The organism is Mangrovibacter phragmitis, assembly GCF_040429585.1.
GTDB lineage: Bacteria > Pseudomonadota > Gammaproteobacteria > Enterobacterales > Enterobacteriaceae > Mangrovibacter > Mangrovibacter phragmitis.
The window spans coordinates 183,187-202,023 of the sequence record NZ_CP134782.1 but is presented as its reverse complement, the minus strand read 5'-3'; the positions used below and the strand labels follow the sequence as shown (position 1 = coordinate 202,023).

Here is an 18,837-nt window from a genome sequence, read left to right as displayed (position 1 = left end):
GAAACGTTTGCTGGCAGAAGACTGCAAACGTTTTAAACAATCACATTGTGCAACCTTCAGGGCTGTGGGTTATCTATCATGAAATTGAAACGACTCTTTCTGGAAAATTTCAGAGGGTTCCGGCAATTTGAATGTGAATTTGGTCCGGGCATAAATGTTCTTGTCGGTCTGAACGGCCAGGGAAAAACCTCTCTTCTTGATGCCATTTCAATTGCCTATGGTCAATTCTTCACGGCACTGGGAACAGGGGTTGATCGTGGCGTTCATGACAACGAAATTCACCTGGCGAAACATACCCGGGAAGATGCTGATGATACCTTCGCGATGGAATACCAATTCCCGGTAACGATTAGTTGCACCACCTGGCAGGATTACCCTGGCGGATTTCCCGAAAACTGGAGCCGGGTGAGGAACACCCTGAAAGGCCGCACCACTCAAGTCAAAAGCCTGAAAGATTTTGCTAAACAACTACAGAAAGATGTGCAGGATAATAAGCCAGCAGAATTACCTTTATTTGGTTATTACGGCACTGGCCGTTTGTGGAAACAAAAAAAACTCTCCTCCTTAAAAGTTGCTTCACTGAGTAAATCCAGCCGGTTTGAAGGGTATCGCGATTGTATGGACCCAGAATCCAGCTATTCTGCATTTGCCGTCTGGCTACGTGATGAAACAATTGCTGAACTTGAGCGCAAAATGAAAATCCTTGAAGAGTCGGGGTTATCTGATGCGTTAGTTTCAGGCAATACATTACGCAGCCGCCTGCTCAGGGCAATTACAACAGCAGTTAATACCGTACTGCAGCCATCTGGCTGGTCCAATATTCGTTATAGTGCAACGGCGAAAGAAATTATCGCCAGCCATCCTGAACAAGGTAATGTTCCGGTTTCCATGCTCAGCGATGGTGTCCGTAATATGGTGGGTATGGTCGCTGATATTGCCTACCGTTGTGTTCGCCTCAACAGCCATCTTCAGGAAAATGCCGTAGTAAAAACACAAGGCATGGTACTGATTGATGAAGTTGATATGCATCTTCACCCTCAGTGGCAACAGCTTGTATTACAAAACCTTGGAGCGGCATTTCCAGGCCTGCAATTTATTGTTACCACTCACAGTCCCCAGGTATTAACCACCGTAAGAAAAGAGCAAATTTTAATTCTGGGTCAACACACCGCTCATAAACCACTTGGTAATACTTTTGGTGAGCAGAGCCATTATGTGCTGACCCAGGTTTTGGGTGTGGATACCCGCCCTCCGCTTAATCACAGCGATATGCTCAAAGAGTACTTTGTCATGATTGAATCTGGCATGGGGAAAAGCGCCCAGGCGCTGGCGCTCAGAGCACGCCTTCAGGAGATGATGGGCGAACATCATTCTGACCTGGCAGCCGCAGACAGAGCGATTCAGCGTAAGGAGTTCTTAGGGAAATGCGCAGAATAAAAAAACAAGTGCGCGGCAACGCCAACCTGGCGGCGGCACAAGCCAATAATGGTATTCCGGCAACACACGATGCAGCGAGGCGCGCCTGGAAAAACTTCAGAGATAACCGTAATACGTTATTTCACCAACTTCTGGTCGAACAATTTGGTTTGTGTTGTTATACAGAGCTTAATTTAGCGGATATACAAAACACCCACGGCATTGGTTCTCATTTCGAGCATGAACAACCCAAAAGCCTCTTTCCCACTCGCACGTTCGATGAGTTAAATCTGCTGCGCAGCGCCCTTTCAGATCAGGATTTAAAAACCTATACCGGTTCAGCCAGATTTGCCGGGCACCATAAAGGCAGCCTCTACAACCCAAATTTATTTATTTCCCCGCAGTCAGCAAACTGCCGTGACTATTTTGTCTATTTACCACTGGATGGAAGTATTCAGCCTAAAAGTGGGTTATCTGCAGCAGACGCCGCTAAAGCAGATTACACCATCACTTTGCTGAACCTGAATGCGCCTTTTCTGATTGCAGAACGGCGGCGCTGGCTTAAAGAAATTGAAGATGAAATAACCCGGCTCATTAACGACAATGCCGTGGAGGCTGTCCGCCATTTGGCAGAATGCGAATTAACGCTCACACCGCGTAAACACCCCCAGTTGATTCAGCCCGCATTTGCACAACTGCGGGCATTTCATTCAGCCACCCGGGCATTATTCGGCTCTTTGGGTGAACAAGTGATCCAGCAGCATTGCGCTCATATTGATTAACTGCCCGGGGTTCAGGCGTTATCCAAATGACTTCCTGAATACAGCGTAAATATTGCCACAATAAAAAATGGCGCACACTGAAGGCGGTGATACAGGCCTCGGGCGCGGAATATTACACCGGCCTTACAACAAAGCCCCCTTTGCTGACCAGGCGAGCTGAAAAATAAGGCAATGGCGCAGGCAGTAACCAGAAGCCATTGCCCTTTATTTTTTACTTAAACTCAGGCTTTACTTCAACCGCTTGCCGGTGTTGTCTACCACCTGCTCACCATCTTCCTTGGCAAACGCGCCTTTTTGCTCACCCGGCAGAATATCCAGCACCACTTCAGATGGCCGGCACAACCGGGTTCCCAGTGGGGTCACAACTATCGGGCGGTTAATCAGAATGGGGTACTGCAACATAAAATCAATCAACTGGTCGTCGGAGAACTTCCCCTCCTCCAGGCCAAGGTCGGTAAATGGCTCAACATTTTTACGCAGCAATGCCCACACAGAAATGCCCATATCGGCAATCAGTTTAACCAGTTCATCCCGCGCAGGCGGGGTTTCCAGGTAAAGGATAACGTCAGGCTCTGCGCCGCTGTTACGAATCATCTCCAGCGTGTTGCGTGAAGTACCACAATTGGGGTTGTGATATATGGTGATGTTGCTCATAGCAGTATCTCATTACAAAGTGAAAGAAAGGCGCAGCACCAGTGCCGCCAGCGTCACAAACAAAACGGGCAATGTCATGATTACCCCAGTGCGAAAGTAACCACCCCAGGTGATCCTCATATTCTTTTGCGCAAGAACGTGTAGCCACAACAAAGTCGCCAGGCTACCAATTGGGGTGATTTTCGGCCCCAAATCGCAGCCAATCACATTGGCGTACACCATCGCTTCCTTGATAACGCCCGTGGCTGTACTGCCATCAATCGACAACGCCCCAACCAACACACTGGGCAAGTTATTCATAATGGAGGAAAGAATTGCGGTCAGGAACCCGGTTCCGAGAGTTGCAGCCCAAAGCCCGTGGCCAGAGAGCCAGTTCAAAATATCAGAAAGATGGCTGGTCAACCCGGCGTTGCGCAGGCCATACACCACCAGGTACATCCCTAACGAAAAAATCACTATCTGCCAGGGCGCACCACGCAGCACTTTACCGGTATTAATGGCATGACCCCGCTTCGCAACCACAAACAACACCAGCGCGCCCACCGCAGAAATGGCACTCACCGGAATACCCATTGGCTCCAGGACAAAAAAGCCCAGCAGCAACAGCACCAGCACAACCCAGCCGGTATTGAACGTGGCTTTATCTTTAATGGCCAGCGCCGGGCCTTTCAGGCGGGCAAGGTCATATTCAGGCGGAATTTCTTTGCGGAAAAACCAGTGCAGCATCACCAGGGTGGCAATAATAGCGGCAATATCCACGGGAACCATCACCGAGGCGTATTCATTGAACCCCAGGCGGAAGAAGTCTGCAGAAACAATATTCACCAGGTTAGAAACCACCAGCGGCAGGCTGGCGGTATCAGCAATAAAACCCGCCGCCATCACAAAGGCCAGCGTGGCACCTTTGCTGAACCCAAGCGCCAGCAGCATGGCAATAACGATAGGCGTTAAAATCAACGCTGCGCCATCGTTGGCAAACAACGCAGAGACCGCCGCACCCAGCAAAATAATACAGGTAAATAACAGCCGCCCACGGCCATTTCCCCAGCGCGCCACATGCAGCGCGGCCCATTCAAAAAAGCCGGATTCATCCAGCAACAGGCTGATGATAATAATGGCGATAAAGGTCGCTGTTGCATTCCAGACAATATGCCACACCACAGGAATATCACTGAGTTGCACCACCCCCGTCACCAGCGCGAGTATTGCGCCAAGCATAGCGCTCCAGCCAATCCCCAGGCCTTTCGGCTGCCAGATAACCAATACAATAGTCAGGATAAAAATAGCCCCGGCCAGCAACATAACTCCTCCAGGCAGAACAGCAAAGCTGCTCTGAGTCACCATAAAAAATGAGCCGGCACTCAGTACCGCTCAACTTATTAAATATGTTTATTCGAATATGAACAGAAAATACTTAACACACTGACACACCACAGCCTGTACTACTCTTCCCCCGTTGAACATGGGCTAAACTCTGAATAGTCTCCTGCTCACTTAACCAGGCCTGCTCAATCACTTGCGCTGCCCATGTGGGTATTTGTGGCGACAAACGGTAATGCACCCATTTCCCTTGCTTGCGGCCCAGTAATAACCCGCTTTCCCGTAACATACCCAGATGGCGGGAGATTTTCGGCTGCGACTGGTTCAGCAGATTACAAAGGTTGCACACACACACTTCGCCCATCTCTCTGAGCAGCAGAATAATGTTCAGACGGGTTTCATCAGACAGATTTTTGAATAATGCCAGCGGGGTGAGTTGTACCATATGGGTTCTCCTGTAACTGGCAGGCAGTGTCGCGCTTCATATATAAAAAGTCAAAAACATATTCGTTTTTTCATATATAAAAATTTATAAAAAAACGCATGAAAACCCCGACATAAACTGGGGAAAGGCAAAATACCGGTAACGCAGTAAATTGACGGGCTGGCAGAACGGCGGGCACGCATAAAACTAACGGCCGGAAGTGAATCTCCCGGCCGGGGGCCTGAACAGGCGGGAAGGTGCTACTGGAAAAACAGCCCCAGCTTATTAAACACACCAGGATCCGCTTCATGGCGGGTAACCTGTACCACATCTTCCAGTTTGTCTATCTGGCTAATCATCTGTTCCAGGCGCTGGTCATCAAGCACCTGCAACCAGATACGGCTCTGATGACCCTTTTCCAGTGGCAGACACAAAATCCCTTCAACGTTAAAGGCCCGGCGGGCAAACAAGCCACACACATGGGACATTACGCCCGGGTGGTTACGCACGGTTAGTTCCAGGATAACGGCTTCACAATGTTGTTGTTGCATGGCTTATTCCCCCACCATTTCAGTATTGGCCGCACCTGGCGGTACCATCGGATACACTTTTTCATTCGGGTCGATGCTGGCATGAATCAGGCACGGCCCCGGGCGGGAAATTGCCTCGCGCAGTGCAGCCTGCGGGTCAGGCGCGGCATTTAAATCGCAGGTTGCCAGACCAAACCCGGCGGCAATCGGCATGAATTGCGTCATGCCAGGATAGGTACAGGCATAAACATTCTGGTTATAGAACAGAGTTTGCTGCTGATGCACCAGGCCCAGCGCATGGTTGTTCATCAGCACGATTTTCACATTCAGGCCATTTTCCGCAAGCGTTGCCATTTCCTGAATATTCATCATCAGGCTGCCATCGCCAGTAAAGCAAATCACCGTGCGTTCTGGTTCTGCCAGTGCTGCGCCAATCGCCGCGGGCAGGCCAAACCCCATCGTGCCAAGGCCGCCGGAAGTCAGCCACTGGCGCGGGCGGTTCAGTGGGTAAGCCTGCGCCACCCACATTTGGTGCTGCCCCACATCGGTGGTGATCACCGCGTTGTCATCCACACACTGTGCAACCGCGTTGATCAGGCCATAGTGCGATAACGGGTCTTCACTGCTGAAGTGGGTGGGAAACTCGCGCTGTAAATCATTCACCAGCGCGCGCCACTCGGTGCGGGGTTGTGGCATCACCTGGGGCAGTAACTGCGCCAGTACCTCACTGACATCGCCCTGAATGGCAACATGGGCCTGTTTGATTTTCCCCAGTTCCGCCCGGTCGATATCCACATGAATGATTTTGGCATTGGGGCAAAACTCTGCCGTTTTACCAATGGCGCGGTCGTCAAAACGCGCCCCCATCACCACCAGTAAATCTGCTTCCTGCAGAATGTAGTTCGTGCTTCTTGCGCCATGCATCCCCAGCATCCCCAGTGATAACGGGTGATGAGAAGGCAGCGTACCCAGCGCCATGAGTGTCATGGTAGTTGGCAGGTTGGCTGTTTCCGCCAGCTGGCGCGCCTGCTCTGCAGCCCCAATAGCCCCCCCGCCCAGGTAGAGTACCGGGCGTTTTGCCTGGTTAATCATCGCTGCCGCTTCACTTACTGCCTGAGCCGAAAAGGCCGGAGTCCCCTGGCGCACACCGGGTTCAGGCAGGCAATCAAGGTCGATTTCCGCCGTCTGAATATCTTTCGGGATATCCACCCATACCGGGCCCGGGCGGCCAGACTGAGCAATACGGAACGCGTCACTGATAACCTGCGGCAATTCGCTGATATGGCGCACCAGGTAGTTATGTTTGGTAATGGGAATGGAGATGCCGTAAGTGTCCACTTCCTGGAACGCATCGGTGCCAATCATGGCGGACGGCACCTGGCCGGTGATACACACCAGTGGAATTGAATCCAGCCGGGCATCGGCAATGGCTGTCACCAGGTTGGTCGCGCCCGGCCCACTGCAGGCCATACACACTGCGGGTTTTCCCTGGGTTCGCGCCATTCCCTGGGCGATAAAACCAGCCCCCTGTTCGTGGCGAGCCAGAATATGGCGAATTTGTTTGCTTTCACTTAATGCATCATACAGCGGTAACACGGTACCGCCAGGAATGCCGGTGACCTGGGTTATCCCCTGCCGTTCCAGTAAGTGAACAATTAACTGCGCGCCTGTCATGCGCTGAGGTTGCGATATGCTGCTGCCCGTTGTTGCCATGCTCCAGTATCCTTTTTCTTCTGGGCCAGCGTTGTTGGGCGAGTAGGAAGTAAAAACCCCGCCCGGTTTGCGCCGGCGGGGTTTGGAATCGTGCGTTGATTCAGACCCTACGGCGCTTTGCCGACGACCACCACCACACGCACGACGACCACTACCGCGGCGGTTAGCGCGGTAAGTAGTAGAGCCTGTGCATTGCGGATTGCAGTCATTTGGGCCTGTCTTGTGTTATTTTTACGTTAAAAAATATACAAACACAGCTGGCGCGTTTAGACAACGATTTTTTTGGCAATAACAGGAAATTGTTGCCACAGTCACGTTTCCTTCTGACGCCTGTAACAACCGTTGCAGCCTGCCATTGCGGTTCGCCCGTTGGCACATAACACCGCTTGTTACCGCACCCCCTGTTCAGCGCCCAGCCATGCTGCACCGCGCATTCCACTGCTCGCACCGTGCTGAGCGGTAACAATCGGGGTTTGGAAGTGGTCGGTAAATACCCGGGGAGCAACCTGTTGCGCCACACCTTCCAGCAACAGTGGGGATTGTGATAACCCGCCACCCAGCACAATCACTGCCGGGTCCACCACGTTAATTATTGTCGCCAGCAGGCGAGAAAGCTGGCTGCGGAAACGGGCAACTTGCTGCAGCGCGGCTGCGTCACCTGCCTGTGCACGGCTTATCACCTGCTCACCACAAACTTCTTCCCCGGCCAGCAAGTGATACCCGCGCGCCAGGCCTGTACCGGAAACAAAACTTTCGGCACAGTTTTCCTGCCCGCAATAGCAACGCACAGCCGGGCCATCATTCTCTGGTTGATACCCCGGCAAAGGAATATGGCCACACTCCGCCGCCGAGCCGTATCCACCAATAATCAGTTGGTTATTGAAAACCAGGCCACCGCCACAGCCGGTGCCTAATGTCATACCGAAAACACTGCTGTACCCCGCACCGGCACCATCTCTGGCCTCCGAGAGCGCAAAACAGTTAGCGTCATTCGCCAGGGTAACAGGTTGCCCGAGGCGCGTAGCCAAATCCTGCGCCAGCGGTTGCCCGTTCAGCACTAAAATATTGGCGTTACGAATGCGCCCGGAAACTGGCGACACACTGCCCGGCAACGCAATACCCAGTGAAAAAGGCTCTGCAAGCTGCTGGCGCAGGGTATTCACCAGCTGGCTCACGCTTTCCAGAAACTGCTCATAGCTGCTTTTTTGTGTGGGCTGCCGCCAGCGCCCGCACTCCCGGCCAGTGCTGTCCAGCACCACCGCCGCGATTTTCGTGCCACCAATATCCAGCCCTGCCTGCAACACAGTTCACCCCCTTCAGGCAAAAACGGCGTGCATCAGCACGCCACAGATTGATGAAAAAGAAGGGAAAAGCGTGGTTTTCCTTCTTTTTAGTTAGCAGCCAAAAATCAATAAATTGATTTTCCTCGTTTTCTATTGGGTGACATCCTCTCGTTCTGTGCGGACATGAGGTTTGTCATCAGACTCAGGCGTGCATCAGCACGCCGGGTTATGATTCGGGCCGGTTATCACACAATGGATAACCAGCTCCGTTACCCGCCATCCTGCTCAATACAGGCTGGCTTTATCCACGGAATTGAACAGCTTCATTTTGTAGCGGATCACTTCACGCGCGGCCTTGATAGGCTCAGGGTAGATAACGTTAGGATCCCACCAGGTTTCTTTGCTTAAAATCTCGCGCACTTTCTGGAAATAGGCATACTTCATATCACTGGAGATATTTACTTTCCCGACACCCAACGTGACGGATTCAGCAATTTCCGCATCGGGGTTAGCTGAGCCACCATGCAGCACCAGAGGAATGGAAGTACGCCCGGCAATATCTTTCAGAATGTGCATCTGTAACTGTGGTTGCATGCCCTTCGGGTAGATGCCGTGCGCCGTACCAATAGCGACGGCCAGGGTATCCACACCAGTGCGGTTCACAAAGTCTTCCGCCTGCGCCGGGTCGGTATAGGTGACTTTGGACACACCACCTTCAACAGAAGTGCCGGTTTGCCCAATCGTGCCCAGTTCCCCTTCAACAGACACGCCAACCGCATGCGCCAGGCGCACGGCTTCGCGGGTTAGCGCCACATTCTCTTCATAAGGCAGCAGAGAGCCGTCAATCATTACAGATGTGAACCCGCACTGAATCGCCCGTTGCACATGTTCAATAGATGCCCCGTGATCAAGGTGAATCACGAAGGGCACCGGGCTGCGCAGGGTAATGTCCCGCACATAGGCAAAAAACGCATCGCCAACAAAGTCATGTTCGCTGGGGTGAATAGAGATAATCGCCGGCGCGTTTGCGGCCTCTGCTTCTTCCACTACAGCGCGCACAAAACAGCTATCCGCCACATTAAATGCCCCCACCGCGAAGTGGTGTTGGCGGGTATATTTCAGGAGTTGTTGCATGGACACTAACATCGTCATTCTCCATTTTTGGGTAACAGCCAGCCCTGCCAGGCAGGATTTACGCTGGCATAACAGGTAACACAGTGAATAATCAGGCTTTGCCGATAGCGCCGCTGGCTTCCAGATATGGCTCAATAGCAGCCATACAGGCCTCTTCCATTGCGGCCATTACCGCATCCATATCGCGGTCTTTATCGTGACAAAGGGTATGAAGTAAGGCGTTTTTCCCGGCATCAAACACCGCCGCGCCCACGTTGATTTTTGCCACCCCAAATTGCGGGCAGCGGGCAAGTTCACTAAATGGCGTACCGCTCCCGCCATGCAGCGCCAGAGGCACCGATGATTCACGGTAAACAGCAGCCAGCCGGTCAAAGTCAATTGCCGGGATGACCCCTTCCGGGTACATGCCATGTGCTGTTCCCACAGACACCGCCAACAAATCAATGCCGGTTCTGGCAATAAACGGGGCGACATCTGCCGGGTTGGTCATCAGGTCGCGATTCGTGGCATGGTTATAGACCGGTGCGTCTCCCAGGTGCCCCAGTTCCCCTTCAACGCACACACCAGCACTGGCAGCCAGTTCCACCACCGCCCGGGTTTGTCGCACGTTTTCATCCAGCGGAAAAGCCGAGGCATCAATCATCAACCCACTAAATCCGGCCCGGAAGCAGCGGTGAATGTGGCCCGGATCTTTACCATGATCCAGGCTCAGGGTAACCGGTACCTGTGCTTTTTCGGCCAGCGATTTCACCAGAGGGAAAGCGATATCTGCCGGAAAGTGCGCTAAATGCGCCTGGTACAGATTCAGAATGATGGGCGCCCGGTGTTGTTCAGCAACACGAATGGCGGCCCTTGCTGTTTCCATATTGACGCAGTTGATGGCGAGCAAGGCGTAATGCCCTTGTTGTGCCTGTGCGACCAGAGTTTTCATTTCAGCAAACATGGCACGCTCCGTTTATTCCAGGGTGAAGGTAATTTCGTCGTCATCCACTTTTTGGTCAGAGAGTTCATCAAACTCTTCATCCTGTTCAGTGACTGGTTTTTTGATAATCGACAACATGACACCGCAGATAACCGTGCCAATGCCCAGCGCCAGGCAGAACAACCAGGGATGAGTGAATAACGGCACCACAAACATGCCACCATGGGGAACCGGGCTTTCCACTCCCCAGACCATAATCAGCCCGCCAGCGACTGCCGAGGCAACAACGCAGGAGGCTACCACCCGCAATAAGTCCCGCGCGGCAATAGGAATTACCCCTTCGGTTATCATGCAAATGCCCATGGGGAACGCGGCTTTCAGGGCCTCTTTTTCGGCACGGGTATATTTGTGGCGGGTCAGCAGGAACGACAGCGTGATGCCAAACGGTGGAATAATCGACCCAACAAACTTCACGGCTTCCGGGCCATAAACACCACTGACCAGCATGCCATCGGCGAACAGCGACATGGTTTTATTCACCGGACCGCCAAAATCAAACGTCGCCATCGCGCCAAGAATAGCGCCCATCACAAAGCGGGAACCGCCCTGCATGGATTGCAACATCTGAATCAACGCTTCCTGCAACCAGGCTATCGGCTTGCCGATTAAGGTCATCATCAACAGCCCGCTGATAATGGTGCTTAACACTGGCAATATCATGATGGGCATCAGCCCCTGCATGGACTGCGGTAACTTTATGTACCGTTTAAGCAGCAATACGGTGTAGCCCACCAAAAAACCACCCAGCATCCCGCCAATAAACCCGGTGTGAATTTGCCCGCAGACAAACCCGACAATTAACCCCGGAGCAAAACCGGGCCGATCGGCAATTGAATAAGCAATGGCAGCACAAATTAACGGTACGATTAACCCCATCCCCCAGCCACCGATTTGGTTGAGCATCCATGGGATTGTATCCACTTTTTTGCCGACATCCGTTCCACCCAGGATTTGCCCCAGGGCAATACAAATCCCGGCAGCGACAATCAGGGGAATCATCCAGGAAATACCTGTTAATAAATGGCGCTTTATTTCCTGAGAAACCGGTGTTTTATTTTCTTTCATGATAAAACCCTCCAGTGTGAGGATCAGGCGTGGCTTAATGACTTCGCGACTTTTTCAATAAACTGGACTGGTGATTTAATCACCACCTCGGTTTTAACACGCACCACACGTTTATTTTTAAAACGCTCCTCACCTTTTATTTTCACATCTATTGCCAGAATCACGACATCAGCCTGAGCGATATCATCTGGCAGTAACTCATTTTCTGTACCAATAGTTCCCTGGGTTTCCACTTTAATTTGGTGCCCAAGTTGTTTGGCTCCTTTAATCAGTTTCTCACGTGCGATATAAGTATGGGCAATGCCTGCTGTACAGGCGGCAACACAAACAATATTCATAATCACTCTCGATAGTTATTCTCACTATTTTCACTACCGCTATTAAGTAAAAAGATAATGAGTTTGTAGGGTTAGCAGATATCTGTTTCAGCGTATTGGCTAAATAACTGAATAATATTATTTGGATTATTTTCTGCCAGCAGCCGGGCGATTACGTCATCATCCGCCAGCGCACTGGCAACTTGAGATAACAAACGAATATGTGTGGTATTTTGATCCTCCAGGCGAACAGCAAATAAAATGATGCAGCGGACATGGCTGCCATCCAGTGTTTCCCAGGGAATATCCTGTTGGGTACGCCCAATGGCAAGTGTGGTATGGCTGACAGCCGAGGATTTACCATGGGGAATGGCAATATGATTTTCAAACCCTGTAGACCCTTCAGCTTCCCGCTGCCAGACATCGCGAATAAACTCATCGCGGTTGGTAATTGCACCATCGGCTAATAATAAATCCGTTAATTCTTCAATCACTTCGTCTTTTGTTTTCGCCACCATATTTAACTTCACATGGCTGACATTTAATATTTTCGTGATATCCATAAACCACCTCTCACCACAATAGAATCAAAGTTGTGTCACTGCATAAGCCTCACTGGCCTGGTGCAGTTTTTCTGTTATCAGTTTGTCGGTAACCCGCCGGATATCCGCATCATTGAAAAACGCAGTGACATACACCACCGGAGTTTCCCCTTCAGGCAGATGAACCGTGGAAATAACCAGGTCTGGCGCCATTTGCTGGGTTACACTTTGCGCAGTTGCTGAAGAGACAACACCCACAATTTCCCAGTCAGGAAATGCCCGCAGAATCCGGCTTTTCAGTAAATGCGATGTCCCTATACCCGTTGAACACACCAGCAACACGCGCTTACGGGCAATCTGGCGTTCAACCGCCGCCTGGAAATGCACCGCCAGGTAGCCCACTTCATCGTCAGACACAGCCCGCGGCGTGTAGCGAACAAACACCTGTTCTACTGCGATACGTGTCAGGTAATAAATATCCGCCAGCTCATTTTTAATATCATCCAGCAATGGGTTGCGAATAATGATTTGGTAGTTAAGCCGGTTAATTAATGGCCGAATATGCACCACCAGCCCTTCGTATAATTGTTGGTCAAGATTAAGTTCAATGTTAATTAACCGCGAAAACTTCGTGACCAAATGCAGCGTAATATCACGGGCCTCATCGCTAAATAATTCGGCATGCAACAGGCTGCCACTTTGATTTTCCATTACCAGCACACCGGACGAAATAATATATTGGTAGATAAACCACACTTCATCTTCAGGTAATGGCAGACCAATACGTTGTTCGATTTCTGCCACCATTTTCCCGGCAACCACAAAAACCGGGTCATCCACATGCGACCGGGCAACATAGCCCGGATTATCCAGTAAATTTCCCCTGGTGCGGCGGTGCATCATAATTAAAATATGGGTAAAAATGTTGATGTAATAAGGTTCACCCAGTGGGTAGGCCAGTGCCTGTTCCATCTCCTGCAACAGTGCCTGGACAAAAGCGACATCTTCCTCACCAAAATACTGAACCAGCGCTTTATAGCTCCCTGGGTCCAGCCGTGAATGGTTCACGGACCCTGGCTCCTGGTGGTTCATCAACCCGTTAATCAGTGCGGCCATCGCCTGGCGCACACTGTTTTCATTACCTTTAATACGGGTGCCGCTTTGGCTACGAATTAACTGTAGCCCCAGAGGAGTTATCCATTCTTCAATAATTCTTAAATCATTGACAATAGAGGCATTGCTAATGAAGTAACGTTCTGACAACTTATTGATTGAGGTTTCTTTTGGGGTCTCACTCAGTAACTGAGAGGCGATTTTTACCCGGCGGGCATGGCCCATAATCCCGCCAGCGTCATCATTTTCGCCGTTAAGTTTTTGTTCCAGTTGCAATAAATCCGCCATATTTTCAGCCACCAGCAAAACACCGGCACCGGCTTTTTTATCTGCCCGGATATTCCACTCAGCCAGGTAATCATTAATGATATTCAGATCGCGCTGAATAGTTTTTTCCGACACAGCAAACTGCTCTGCCAGACTGAGTAACGTGGCATATTCCTGCTGTTGTAACAGGAAACGTAATAATCTGTGTTGTCGTGAGGTAATCATTTTCATTTTTTACCTTTAGTTACAGACCAGATTAATAAATAAAATTAACCGCTCAATTTTTCTGGCACCGTTTCTGTGAACGCTCTGTGATAATAAATATAGAGAGCCACATGTGCAGCTACAATACTAAAAACTGTCCATATATCCGGACAATTAACAAACACCGCTGAAAATGGCTCATTTATTCTGAGCAGATCACATTTTTGCAATTACTTTGCGTGACAGGCATCTCAATTATTAATTTTATTAACCGACACAGCTGGTGTATTTATTCTCCAGCGTCTTTTCTCACCATATAGTTCAGCACTACACCGCACCTCCATTTTGTTCAGTTTTTTTGAAATATAACAACAAATAGTTCAGTTTTCTCTCAAGTTCCGCCAGGCGTACTATCATTACACATCAGGGCGCTTCAGGCTGCCGCTAACGCCACGTTAACCAGCAAAATGCCAGAAGTAACTTACTGATCAAACGGGCATTGAGACAGGTATCACAGATCCTCTGCCTTTTCTGGTTCAGCCATGTTAATGGCATGCTTTGAGATTGACCTTAAAGAAAATGTGGATTAAAAACCTGATTAACTTATTCAAAGGTACTGAGACTAGTTCGGGAGAGATTATGCAACAAGAATTCCATTCGCTGGCAACCCAACGCCGTACCGTTTATGCACTGGGTAAGACACTGCCTGTTTCTGATGATGCCGTTGTCGCCCTGATTAAAGAAGCCATTCGCCAGGCACCTTCTGCGTTTAACTCGCAGAGCTCTCGTGCGCTGATCCTGCTGGGTGCAGAACACACTAAATTCTGGGAACTGACCCGCGAACAACTACGTAAAATTGTCCCGGCAGAACATTTCGCCCCGACCTCACAAAAAATTGATGGCTTTGCGGCGGCAGCTGGTTCCGTGCTGTTCTTTGAAGACCAGAATGTTGTGAAAAACCTGCAAGAACAGTTTGCCGCTTATGCGGATAACTTCCCGGTATGGTCTGAACACAGCACCGGTATTGCACAGTACGCCGTGTGGATGGCGCTGGCCGAGAAAGGCATTGGAGCGAACCTGCAACACTACAACCCACTGGTAGACGAAGATGTACAGCGCACCTGGAACATTCCGGCAAGCTGGAAACTGCGTGCGCAAATGAACTTCGGTTCTATTGAAGCACCTGCTGGCGATAAAGCGTTTATGGACGATGCAGACCGCTTTGTGGTTGCTAAATAAGCCACACAGTTTTAAAAAAACGCACGGGCAATATACCCGGGCGTTTTGTATCACTCAAACCGCAACTCAATAATGCACCACCAGTGATGACGCCCCAGAAACCGGGCGAACCACAAGCCCCCATTCACTGTTCTGGCTTTCCCCTTGTTGCACTGCTTTTACCTGGTGAATATTGCGCAGGCAAAGGTGCCAGTTACGGGCATCCCCTTCGCCATGCACCTGTAGCGTGCCGCCTTCACGTTTTACCCGCAGGGTAAACAGAGTGCTACCATCCTGAGCAGGCACTTCACACACAGCCTCACGCCCGTCATCCAGGTTAAATAACTGGAATGCCGTGCCTTCATGCCAGGCATAATCCGGCTTCTGGTCGTTATTACCCAGTGCCAGTAACGTATTATCACGCACATACACCGGCAGGCTCATAACGTCATGGCGCTGTTTATGCCAGCCACCAGCCAGTTCATCGTTATGCCATAAATGGGTCCAGCGCCCTGCTGGCAGGTAAAATGCTACATCGCCCTGCTCACTGAATACTGGCGCTACTAACAGACTGTCACCCAGCATGTACTGGCGGTCGAGATAATCACAGCCCGGGTCATCCGGGAACTCCAGCATCATGGCGCGCATCACTGGCGTCCCGCATTCATGGGCCAGCACCGCCTGGCGGTATAAATACGGCATTAAACGGCATTTAAGCTGGGTAAAATGGCGCACCACATCGCAGGCTTCGTCATCATAAGCCCAGGGCACGCGGTAAGACTTGCTGCCATGCAGGCGACTGTGGCTGGAAAGCAGGCCGAACGCGCACCAGCGTTTATAGACATCGGCCGGTGCCGTGTTTTCAAAGCCGCCAATATCATGGCTCCAGAACCCAAAGCCCGACAGGCCAATCGATAAACCGCCCCGCAGGCTTTCGGCCATAGATTCATAATTGGCGTAGCAATCGCCCCCCCAGTGCACAGGGAACTGTTGCGCGCCAACCGAGGCTGAACGGGCAAACAGCACCGCCTCTTCTTCACCCACGGTATCTTTGAGCGCCTGCCACACTAAGGCGTTGTACAAAAAAGCGTAGTGATTGTGCATTTTCTGTGGGTCGGAACCATCATGCCACGCGACATCCACCGGAATACGCTCGCCGAAATCGGTTTTGAAACAGTCCACCCCCATTGCCACCAGGCGTTTCAGGTGCCCGGCGTACCAGGTGCAGGCATCCGGGTTGGTGAAATCTACAATGCCCTGGCCTGGCTGCCATTTATCCCACTGCCACACACTGCCATCGGGGCGTTTGAGTAAATACCCTTTCTCTTTGCCTTCGGCAAACAGCGGCGATTTCTGGCCGATATAGGGGTTGATCCACACGCATATTTTCAGCCCGCGCGCTTTCAGGCGGGCCAGCATGCCTTCAGGGTCCGGGAATGTCGCCGGATCCCACTCAAAATCACACCACTGGAATGCTTTCATCCAGAAGCAGTCGAAGTGGAACACATGCAGCGGCAACTGGCGTTCTGCCATGCCATCAATAAAACGGTTAACGGTGGCTTCATCGTAATTGGTGGTGAACGACGTGGTGAGCCACAGGCCAAAAGACCAGGCCGGAGGCAGCGCCGGGCGACCTGTAAAGCGGGTGTAACGGTCCAGCACCGCTTTCGGTGTGGGGCCGTCAATCACAAAGTATTCCAGGTATTCTCCTTCCACACTGAACTGCACTTTGGAGACTTTTTCAGAACCCACTTCAAACGAGACATTTTCCGGGTGGTTGACCAGAACGCCGTAGCCTTTGTTGGTGAGCCAGAACGGGATATTTTTATAGGCCTGCTCTGTGCTGGTGCCACCATCGCGGTTCCAGGTTTCTACCGATTGCCCATTGCGCACCAGAGCCGTAAAGCGTTCACCCAGGCCGTATACCGTTTCGCCGACGCCCAGGTCGAGGCGTTCGAACATGTAATTTTTGCCGCTGTTAGCGTCCTGCACATAGCCATTATTTTTCACCTGGCTGCCGGTGATCCGTTCGCCATCACGCAGGAAATCCAGTGCCCAAAACTCACCTTTACTTACCCGCACACTGAGGTTGCCGCTGGTCAGCATGGCGCAGGTTTCATTGTTTTCGATGGTGACGGGCGTTGAGCTGTCTGCCTGTAACGGGTAATCGGGGCCGCACGCCACGCTCCCCTGAAAGTGTTCAATACGCACACCAATAATGCCGGTTTGTGGTGAAAAGAAACGCAGAGTGAACAACGGGGTATCCAGTTGCCAGGCACGCTCACGCACATCCCGTGGTGCGGCGTACACCACCAGTTCATTGCCCTGCTGCTGTGCCTCAAACATTTGTAGCGGGTGAATAAGGGCAAGACCCGGCTGAATCAGCCAGTTACCGTCACTGATTTTCATGACTCAATCCTCTTAACTTGGTGTGGTTCAGACACCGGCACATCCAGAAGCGGCTGTTGGTTATCGCGCGTGTTCTGTGCCAGTTCAGCGAGTATTTTTTTCAGGAAAGGGGTTTTCAGGGTGTAATAGCGTTTTGCCACTACCGCGCTTATCAGGTAGCAGACTGCGGGCACCAGGGTAAACAGGCCAATAATGATAGAAAGTGTGGCACTGTTTTGCGCGGTGGCTCCAGCACTGTAGCCACCAAATGCCAGCAGCCAGCCGATTATTGCACCGCCAATCGCCAGGCCCAGCTTCAGCACAAACAAGGTGCCGGCAAAGCTAATGCCAGTCAGGCGTTTACCATTCTGCCATTCACCGTAATCAACGGTATCAGACATCATCACCCACTGGATTGGGGTAACTAACTGGTGCAGTACCCCAATGACGGCAATCAGAATGAACATCAGCGCGGTTTCATGCATCGGTACAAAAAACATCCCCGCACTTATCACGCACAGCGCCGCGTTGGTTAACCAGAACACCTCCACTTTGCACAGCAAACTGGTCAGGGGTTTTGCCAGAGCACTGCCGAGTAAGTTGCCCACACAATACGTGGTCAGGAACAGGGCAAACACACCGGGCTTGCCCATTATCCAGGTGACGTAATACATCATCGCCCCGCCACGTACTGCCACGGCAAGAATATTGAGAATGGTCAGCACACCGACAATGCGCCACTGGTCATTTTTCAGGATGTCACGTAGGTCTTCACGCATTGGCGTGGCATTCGGTGGGGTTTCAACACGTTCTTTTGTGCTCCAGAAACAAAACAGGAACATCAAAATAGCCACGACAGCGAGCACAGCAATACCGCCCTGGAAGCCCAGCGCTTTATTGTCGCCACCAATCAGTTTGACCAGCGGCATCATTAACACCGTAGACAGCATGCCGCCCGCGGTTGCCAGCACAAACCGCCAGGATTGCAGGGAAATACGCTGGTCCGGGTCGTTGGTGATAACCCCGCCCAGTGCGCAATAAGGAATATTCACAACGGTATACATCAGCGTGAGCAGGGTGTAAGTCACGGCGGCATAAATCATTTTGCCACTCATCGACAAATCCGGTGAGCTATAGGCAAACACACAGACAATACCAAACGGCAATGCGCCCCATAAAATCCATGGGCGGAACTTACCGGAACGGCTGCGGGTGCGGTCTGCTATCAGCCCCATGCACGGGTCAGATACCGCATCCAGCGCACGCGCCAGAAGGAACATGGTACCAACGAAGGCAGCTGGTAGCCCAAAGATATCGGTATAAAAAAACATCATGTAAAGCATGACGTTATCAAAGACAATATGGCTGGCGGCATCACCCAGACCATAACCAAATTTCTCCTTCAGAGATAAAACCTGACTGTTCATTGTGCGTTTTCCTCAGGCTAACAGAGACAGAAGTAAGGTGTTCTGTTGCCGTTTTAGA

At 51.3% G+C, this 18,837-nt stretch carries 18 protein-coding genes; 3 read left to right on the top strand and 15 right to left on the bottom strand.

Features of this window, described 5'->3' with window-relative positions; translation table 11 throughout:
- The first annotated feature begins 78 nt into the window (after positions 1 to 78).
- Both MPHASIOC01_RS00990 and MPHASIOC01_RS00985 read left to right on the top strand, forming a co-directional pair.
- Positions 79 to 1,437, top strand: a complete 1,359-nt coding sequence (locus tag MPHASIOC01_RS00990; RefSeq protein ID WP_064597584.1) for an AAA family ATPase — start codon at positions 79 to 81, stop codon at positions 1,435 to 1,437.
- Complete coding sequence (locus tag MPHASIOC01_RS00985) at positions 1,425 to 2,198, top strand: retron system putative HNH endonuclease (RefSeq protein WP_353613761.1); 774 nt, start codon at positions 1,425 to 1,427, stop codon at positions 2,196 to 2,198. The genes MPHASIOC01_RS00990 and MPHASIOC01_RS00985 overlap by 13 nt, the downstream gene beginning before the upstream one ends.
- A gap of 228 nt (positions 2,199 to 2,426) precedes the next feature.
- Here MPHASIOC01_RS00985 and arsC read toward each other — a convergent pair whose 3' ends face one another.
- The 13 genes from arsC to MPHASIOC01_RS00920 form a co-directional block, all read right to left on the bottom strand.
- On the bottom strand, positions 2,427 to 2,852 hold the full coding sequence (gene arsC / locus MPHASIOC01_RS00980; RefSeq protein WP_064597581.1) for a glutaredoxin-dependent arsenate reductase: 426 nt from the start codon (positions 2,850 to 2,852) through the stop codon (positions 2,427 to 2,429).
- A gap of 12 nt (positions 2,853 to 2,864) precedes the next feature.
- Positions 2,865 to 4,154, bottom strand: a complete 1,290-nt coding sequence (locus tag MPHASIOC01_RS00975; protein ID WP_353613760.1) for an arsenic transporter — start codon at positions 4,152 to 4,154, stop codon at positions 2,865 to 2,867.
- A gap of 112 nt (positions 4,155 to 4,266) precedes the next feature.
- On the bottom strand, positions 4,267 to 4,617 hold the full coding sequence (locus tag MPHASIOC01_RS00970) for a metalloregulator ArsR/SmtB family transcription factor (protein ID WP_353613759.1): 351 nt from the start codon (positions 4,615 to 4,617) through the stop codon (positions 4,267 to 4,269).
- Positions 4,618 to 4,856: 239 nt separating this feature from the next.
- The gene (gene ilvN / locus MPHASIOC01_RS00965; protein WP_353613758.1) at positions 4,857 to 5,147 is read right to left on the bottom strand and encodes an acetolactate synthase small subunit; all 291 of its coding nucleotides are present in this window, start codon (positions 5,145 to 5,147) and stop codon (positions 4,857 to 4,859) included.
- A 3-nt stretch (positions 5,148 to 5,150) separates the two neighbouring features.
- A complete protein-coding gene (gene ilvB / locus MPHASIOC01_RS00960) occupies positions 5,151 to 6,839 on the bottom strand; it encodes an acetolactate synthase large subunit (protein WP_353613757.1) in 1,689 nt (562 codons plus the stop codon).
- Positions 6,840 to 6,946: 107 nt separating this feature from the next.
- Positions 6,947 to 7,048: an ilvB operon leader peptide IvbL gene (ivbL, locus tag MPHASIOC01_RS00955; RefSeq protein WP_110027050.1), complete on the bottom strand. Its 102-nt coding sequence runs from the start codon at positions 7,046 to 7,048 to the stop codon at positions 6,947 to 6,949.
- Between the two features lie 180 nt (positions 7,049 to 7,228).
- Positions 7,229 to 8,143, bottom strand: a complete 915-nt coding sequence (locus MPHASIOC01_RS00950) for an ROK family protein (protein WP_353613756.1) — start codon at positions 8,141 to 8,143, stop codon at positions 7,229 to 7,231.
- Positions 8,144 to 8,407: 264 nt separating this feature from the next.
- Positions 8,408 to 9,268: a ketose-bisphosphate aldolase gene (locus tag MPHASIOC01_RS00945; protein WP_064597569.1), complete on the bottom strand. Its 861-nt coding sequence runs from the start codon at positions 9,266 to 9,268 to the stop codon at positions 8,408 to 8,410.
- Between the two features lie 79 nt (positions 9,269 to 9,347).
- Complete coding sequence (locus tag MPHASIOC01_RS00940) at positions 9,348 to 10,199, bottom strand: class II fructose-bisphosphate aldolase (RefSeq protein ID WP_064597567.1); 852 nt, start codon at positions 10,197 to 10,199, stop codon at positions 9,348 to 9,350.
- Between the two features lie 12 nt (positions 10,200 to 10,211).
- Positions 10,212 to 11,303, bottom strand: coding sequence for a PTS fructose transporter subunit IIC (locus tag MPHASIOC01_RS00935; protein ID WP_064597565.1), 1,092 nt, complete (start codon positions 11,301 to 11,303; stop codon positions 10,212 to 10,214).
- Between the two features lie 23 nt (positions 11,304 to 11,326).
- Positions 11,327 to 11,641, bottom strand: a complete 315-nt coding sequence (locus MPHASIOC01_RS00930) for a PTS fructose transporter subunit IIB (protein ID WP_064597563.1) — start codon at positions 11,639 to 11,641, stop codon at positions 11,327 to 11,329.
- A gap of 71 nt (positions 11,642 to 11,712) precedes the next feature.
- Positions 11,713 to 12,183, bottom strand: a complete 471-nt coding sequence (locus MPHASIOC01_RS00925; protein ID WP_064597561.1) for a PTS sugar transporter subunit IIA — start codon at positions 12,181 to 12,183, stop codon at positions 11,713 to 11,715.
- Between the two features lie 24 nt (positions 12,184 to 12,207).
- A complete protein-coding gene (locus tag MPHASIOC01_RS00920; protein ID WP_353613755.1) occupies positions 12,208 to 13,773 on the bottom strand; it encodes a PRD domain-containing protein in 1,566 nt (521 codons plus the stop codon).
- 612 nt (positions 13,774 to 14,385) lie between these two features.
- Between MPHASIOC01_RS00920 and MPHASIOC01_RS00915 the strand changes: the two genes are divergently transcribed.
- Positions 14,386 to 14,985: a nitroreductase family protein gene (locus MPHASIOC01_RS00915; protein WP_064598035.1), complete on the top strand. Its 600-nt coding sequence runs from the start codon at positions 14,386 to 14,388 to the stop codon at positions 14,983 to 14,985.
- A gap of 66 nt (positions 14,986 to 15,051) precedes the next feature.
- Here MPHASIOC01_RS00915 and yicI read toward each other — a convergent pair whose 3' ends face one another.
- Both yicI and MPHASIOC01_RS00905 read right to left on the bottom strand, forming a co-directional pair.
- On the bottom strand, positions 15,052 to 17,373 hold the full coding sequence (yicI, locus tag MPHASIOC01_RS00910; RefSeq protein ID WP_353613754.1) for an alpha-xylosidase: 2,322 nt from the start codon (positions 17,371 to 17,373) through the stop codon (positions 15,052 to 15,054).
- Positions 17,370 to 18,779, bottom strand: a complete 1,410-nt coding sequence (locus MPHASIOC01_RS00905) for a glycoside-pentoside-hexuronide family transporter (RefSeq protein WP_064597556.1) — start codon at positions 18,777 to 18,779, stop codon at positions 17,370 to 17,372. Before MPHASIOC01_RS00905 ends, yicI begins: the two co-directional genes overlap by 4 nt.
- Between the last annotated feature and the right edge of the window lie 58 nt (positions 18,780 to 18,837).

Coding starts and splice junctions, on each gene's coding strand:
- MPHASIOC01_RS00945 (WP_064597569.1), bottom strand. CDS start 9,268: ATGTTAGTGTCCATGCAACAACTCCTGAAATATACCCGCCAACACCAC.
- ivbL (WP_110027050.1), bottom strand. CDS start 7,048: ATGACTGCAATCCGCAATGCACAGGCTCTACTACTTACCGCGCTAACC.
- MPHASIOC01_RS00905 (WP_064597556.1), bottom strand. CDS start 18,779: ATGAACAGTCAGGTTTTATCTCTGAAGGAGAAATTTGGTTATGGTCTG.
- MPHASIOC01_RS00975 (WP_353613760.1), bottom strand. CDS start 4,154: ATGTTGCTGGCCGGGGCTATTTTTATCCTGACTATTGTATTGGTTATC.
- ilvB (WP_353613757.1), bottom strand. CDS start 6,839: ATGGCAACAACGGGCAGCAGCATATCGCAACCTCAGCGCATGACAGGC.
- MPHASIOC01_RS00970 (WP_353613759.1), bottom strand. CDS start 4,617: ATGGTACAACTCACCCCGCTGGCATTATTCAAAAATCTGTCTGATGAA.
- MPHASIOC01_RS00985 (WP_353613761.1), top strand. CDS start 1,425: ATGCGCAGAATAAAAAAACAAGTGCGCGGCAACGCCAACCTGGCGGCG.
- ilvN (WP_353613758.1), bottom strand. CDS start 5,147: ATGCAACAACAACATTGTGAAGCCGTTATCCTGGAACTAACCGTGCGT.
- MPHASIOC01_RS00990 (WP_064597584.1), top strand. CDS start 79: ATGAAATTGAAACGACTCTTTCTGGAAAATTTCAGAGGGTTCCGGCAA.
- yicI (WP_353613754.1), bottom strand. CDS start 17,373: ATGAAAATCAGTGACGGTAACTGGCTGATTCAGCCGGGTCTTGCCCTT.
- MPHASIOC01_RS00925 (WP_064597561.1), bottom strand. CDS start 12,183: ATGGATATCACGAAAATATTAAATGTCAGCCATGTGAAGTTAAATATG.
- MPHASIOC01_RS00930 (WP_064597563.1), bottom strand. CDS start 11,641: ATGAATATTGTTTGTGTTGCCGCCTGTACAGCAGGCATTGCCCATACT.
- MPHASIOC01_RS00940 (WP_064597567.1), bottom strand. CDS start 10,199: ATGTTTGCTGAAATGAAAACTCTGGTCGCACAGGCACAACAAGGGCAT.
- MPHASIOC01_RS00935 (WP_064597565.1), bottom strand. CDS start 11,303: ATGAAAGAAAATAAAACACCGGTTTCTCAGGAAATAAAGCGCCATTTA.
- MPHASIOC01_RS00915 (WP_064598035.1), top strand. CDS start 14,386: ATGCAACAAGAATTCCATTCGCTGGCAACCCAACGCCGTACCGTTTAT.
- arsC (WP_064597581.1), bottom strand. CDS start 2,852: ATGAGCAACATCACCATATATCACAACCCCAATTGTGGTACTTCACGC.
- MPHASIOC01_RS00920 (WP_353613755.1), bottom strand. CDS start 13,773: ATGAAAATGATTACCTCACGACAACACAGATTATTACGTTTCCTGTTA.